The organism is Bartonella sp. AP88XZML, assembly GCF_042195565.1.
In the GTDB taxonomy this organism is placed as follows: domain Bacteria; phylum Pseudomonadota; class Alphaproteobacteria; order Rhizobiales; family Rhizobiaceae; genus Bartonella.
Genome location: NZ_JBHIOQ010000002.1, coordinates 1 through 3833, shown reverse-complemented (window position 1 = coordinate 3833; position 3833 = coordinate 1). Strand labels below are relative to the sequence as shown.

Here is a 3833-nt window from a genome sequence, read left to right as displayed (position 1 = left end):
TCGTTTGGTACGGATATCTGGTGAAGAGAATGCGCAATATATTCCATTGACGCGTGAAGAAGTAACGAGTGTCGAGTATGATATTGTAGTTGATGATGCGCCAACCAGCCCGAATGAGAAAGAGCGCACCTTCGGTATCATCACACAGCTGCTCCCATTGCTTCAAAATGCCATTACGCCGGATATTATGCTTGATCTACTTCGTTACTCACCCTTGCCTGCGTCATTACTCAATCGTGTCAGTGAGAAGTTCCAACAGCAACAAATGGCACAACAACAGCAGATGGATCCCGAGCAGGAAATGAAGTTGCAGGAAAAGCAACAAGACTTAGAGACGAAAGCACAGATGCATCAGATGGATTTGCAACAAAAGCAGATTGATCTTTTTGTGCATCAAGAGAGAGCAAAAACAGACGCAGAACTGATGAAGCAACGCTATGAGATTGAACGGCAGAAGCTTCTCAATGATCAGGCACACAATCAGATTATGCGAGAGCGAATAGCATTACACAGAGGTATGCATAGTTGAGAAAGGTGAAAGAATGAATGCAGAAATGAATGAAGCTATGAATGAAGATTACAGAGTTGGAGCACCGGTCTTTGATGATGAGAGCTCTTTTGATGCTGGCACTTATGATGGTGAAACGATTGATAATGATGATGTCACCTCTCCAGAGCCGGTTGCACAGCCCGTTGAAAAGCCTTCAGAGATTGTTCCTAGTATAGAACAGCAGCGTGTGGAGCAACAAGCCAAACAAGCCCGTGAAGCGCTTGTCAAGTTTTATGAACCCCAATCCCAGACGCCAATGGTTGAAGGTGAAAATGCACCCCCAGACCTACGTGAGGACCCTGTTCGTTTAGTGGCGTGGATGTTAGATAAGATTCAAAAGCAAGATGCGTATATTAGGGAACAGAAAGAAGCGCTAAGACAAGCTGAGGAACAGCAGCAGCACGATATGCGTCTTGGTGAATTTTTTAATAATTCTGTTAAGTCGTTTCAAAATAAATCCAGTGATTTTGATGCCGCGGCAAATTTTCTTTATGAGGCACGCGCAAAGGAATTGAGTTCTTGGTCATCACTTTATCCTGAGTATGGACAACAAAACACAATAGATGCGATTATAAGAGATCAATTGCATGCGCTTGTAGCGACTTGTGCACAAAGAGATCTCAATCCGGCAGAAGAAATTTATAGAATAGCACAAAACCTTGGCTATCAGAACCAAGCAGTGCAAGCGAATAATCAAGTTGCAGAACTTCAAAGTCGGCAGAATTCTGCGAGAACCTTAACGGCATCTGGTGGAGGGGGCGTGACGGGTCCACTTTCATGGGAAACGATGGACGCTATGACGGATAAAGAGTTTCAAGCGTGGTACAGTAATCCAAAGAACCGAGTGCTTATACGCAAATTGAGTGGTGCAGATGATGAAGATTAAGTGAAAGACTTTTAGAGAATAAGCCGCCTTTGGTGCGGGTTGGTGGTCCGGCTTTAAGCCGGTTTTTTTATAGCAAAGAAAGGTGAAATAAATGGCAACAACACATATAGGGATTAATGATCCCCATGCGTTAAAAACATGGGCGAGAATTCTTGATGCGGAGGTCTCCAAAGCAACTCCTATTGCTCCTTTGATGGGGCAGGATTCCAATAGCATTATTCAGGTGAAAACAGAGACGCAAAAAGGCAAAGGGGATTGTGTAACATTTAGTCTGCGAGCTCAGTTATCAGGACGTGGTGTGAGTGAGGGTGAAACCCTTGAAGGCAATGAAGAGGCACTACAATTCCTTCATGATAAACTGTATATCAATGAACTTTATCATGGAACAAGAATTGCCAATGAAGGCACTATTGATAATCAGCGCACATTGTTTAATTTGCGCGAAGAAGCCAAAAACAGTTTATCAGATTGGTATGCGGACCGTTTGAGTTTGATGTTTTTCGTTCACGCTTGCGGTTATACAGCCAACAGGCTTAATTTTGAGGGAGAACTGGTTGATCTTGATCCTCTTTTTTGGGGCTTTAATGCACCATTAGCTCCAAGCAGTAAGCGCATTGTGCGACCAGAAGCAAAAACCAAGGATGAAGAGCTTACAGAAAAAGCCAAACACAGCTTTAATCTTAAATTGATAGATGAAGCGGTTCAGTGCGCTAAGCTAGCGAATCCTAAAATTAGACCGGTTCGCGTGAATGGCGAGAGTGTTTATGTGTTGTATTTGCATCCCATTCAGGTGACACAATTGCGCACTAATACAGAGACGGGTCAATGGCTTGATATTCAGAAAGCTGCTTATACCGGTTCGCGTTCCAAAAACCCAATCTTTGATGGTTCTCTAGGCATGTACAACGGTGTGATTTTACGTGAATCAGAGCATGTCACCAATGGTGTTAAATCCACGGATAGTACACGTCTTGCAGGTGTGCGCCGTGCTGTTTTGCTTGGAGCGCAAAGTGTCGTTATGGCATTTGGTAAGAGTTACGGTAAGACCCGCTATAAAATCGAAGAAGAAACCTTCGACTACAAACGCGAATACGGTTTTGGAGTGCATACAATTATGGGCATGAAGAAAACGCGTTTCCAAATGCCCGGAAGAGCACAAGGAGCCCAAGATTTTGGAACGATAGTTATCCCCACCTACAGCGGTGAAGTTGAGTGATGAGGAAAGGAAATAGGACATGGTAGATGGCGTAACAGGACACTTACACGGCAGAGATCTTCATACACATCAGGTCAGTTTTTTGCGTTTGAATATCTCGCATAAAGATAAGCATTTGACGCGCAAAATCGGGACTTTACCGCGTGGTGCAATGATCCTTTCGATTAAAGCGTTTGTGAAGACAGCGTTTTCGGATGCGAAATTAAAGATAGGCAGCACCTATGGTGGTAATGAGTTTAGTGAAAAGGATATCAAAACCCAAAGCACTCAAGATTTTACATCAACCAACCAAAAAGAGTTTGTTCCAGAAGATCAAGAGCTTACGCTTTATGCAACACGGGATAAAACAACCGCGGCTGGTGAGTGTGTTGTGGTCGTGCAATTCGTGACCAATCGTTGAGAGGTATAGGGGAAGGCTTAATTCCCCTCACGATTTATGGAGCAGATTGTACAGAGAGTTGTAAATTAAGGGCAGATAAGACAGCGACTAAGGTAGAAAGTTTAGGATCACCTGTTTTGCTTAAAGAGCGGTATAATCCACTGCGTTCGCGATTGGTTTCTTTTGCTAAGGCACTCATATTTTGTGCTCTAGCAACAATACCAAGGGCATCCGCTATATGAGAGGCATCACCAGTTTTAAAGGCTTCATTTAAAAAGACTTCTTGAGATTCTGGTGTTGTGAGGTGTTTTTCAAAGTTAAAGGTTTTCAATTTCATTTTTAAGATCCTCTAAAAGAGATAAGGCTTTTTGAATATCACTGGATTGTGTGGATTTGTCACCACCACAAAGCAATATAATGATTTTATCGCCTTTTTTTGTAAAATAAATTCGGTAACCAGCACCATAGTGGATACGTAATTCACCTATACCATTAAAAAACTTTGCATCACCCAAAAGCCCTGAACGAATTCTATGAAGCCTTGCAAGAATTATATTAGCAGCTTTTCTGTCTTTAAGTTTTTCTAACCAGTTATCGAATTCATCTGTTGTTTTTATTATCGCTACCATCAGTGCACTATACTACACAATATATATAATATCAATAGTAATAATTTTTACTGAGAGGTATTTTGATGACACGTCATTATATTCGGATTAAAACCGGAGGACCGATACCTGTAAAGCGAGATGTTTATCGTCATAAGAGAACACTTTCGCACTTAGTGTCGGTCATTCAAGAT

General features: G+C 42.2%; 5 protein-coding genes and 1 pseudogene. 4 read left to right on the top strand and 2 right to left on the bottom strand.

Annotated features, from left to right (window positions below):
• The 4 genes and pseudogenes from ACFIK2_RS00040 to ACFIK2_RS00025 all read left to right on the top strand — a co-directional run.
• Positions 1-529 (top strand): annotated as a pseudogene (locus ACFIK2_RS00040) (phage portal protein); the annotation flags it as partial.
• A 13-nt stretch (positions 530-542) separates the two neighbouring features.
• The gene (locus ACFIK2_RS00035; protein ID WP_375633220.1) at positions 543-1436 is read left to right on the top strand and encodes a hypothetical protein; all 894 of its coding nucleotides are present in this window, start codon (positions 543-545) and stop codon (positions 1434-1436) included.
• Positions 1437-1527: 91 nt separating this feature from the next.
• The gene (locus tag ACFIK2_RS00030; RefSeq protein ID WP_273788714.1) at positions 1528-2652 is read left to right on the top strand and encodes a N4-gp56 family major capsid protein; all 1125 of its coding nucleotides are present in this window, start codon (positions 1528-1530) and stop codon (positions 2650-2652) included.
• A gap of 19 nt (positions 2653-2671) precedes the next feature.
• A complete protein-coding gene (locus ACFIK2_RS00025) occupies positions 2672-3052 on the top strand; it encodes a hypothetical protein (RefSeq protein WP_375633221.1) in 381 nt (126 codons plus the stop codon).
• A gap of 34 nt (positions 3053-3086) precedes the next feature.
• On the opposite strand, the gene ACFIK2_RS00020 is transcribed toward ACFIK2_RS00025, so the two are convergent.
• Together ACFIK2_RS00020 and ACFIK2_RS00015 are read right to left on the bottom strand one after the other, a co-directional pair.
• A complete protein-coding gene (locus ACFIK2_RS00020) occupies positions 3087-3368 on the bottom strand; it encodes an addiction module antidote protein (RefSeq protein WP_273788712.1) in 282 nt (93 codons plus the stop codon).
• Entirely contained in the window at positions 3349-3660 is a 312-nt protein-coding gene (locus ACFIK2_RS00015; protein WP_017196508.1) for a type II toxin-antitoxin system RelE/ParE family toxin, read from the bottom strand. Before ACFIK2_RS00015 ends, ACFIK2_RS00020 begins: the two co-directional genes overlap by 20 nt.
• Between the last annotated feature and the right edge of the window lie 173 nt (positions 3661-3833).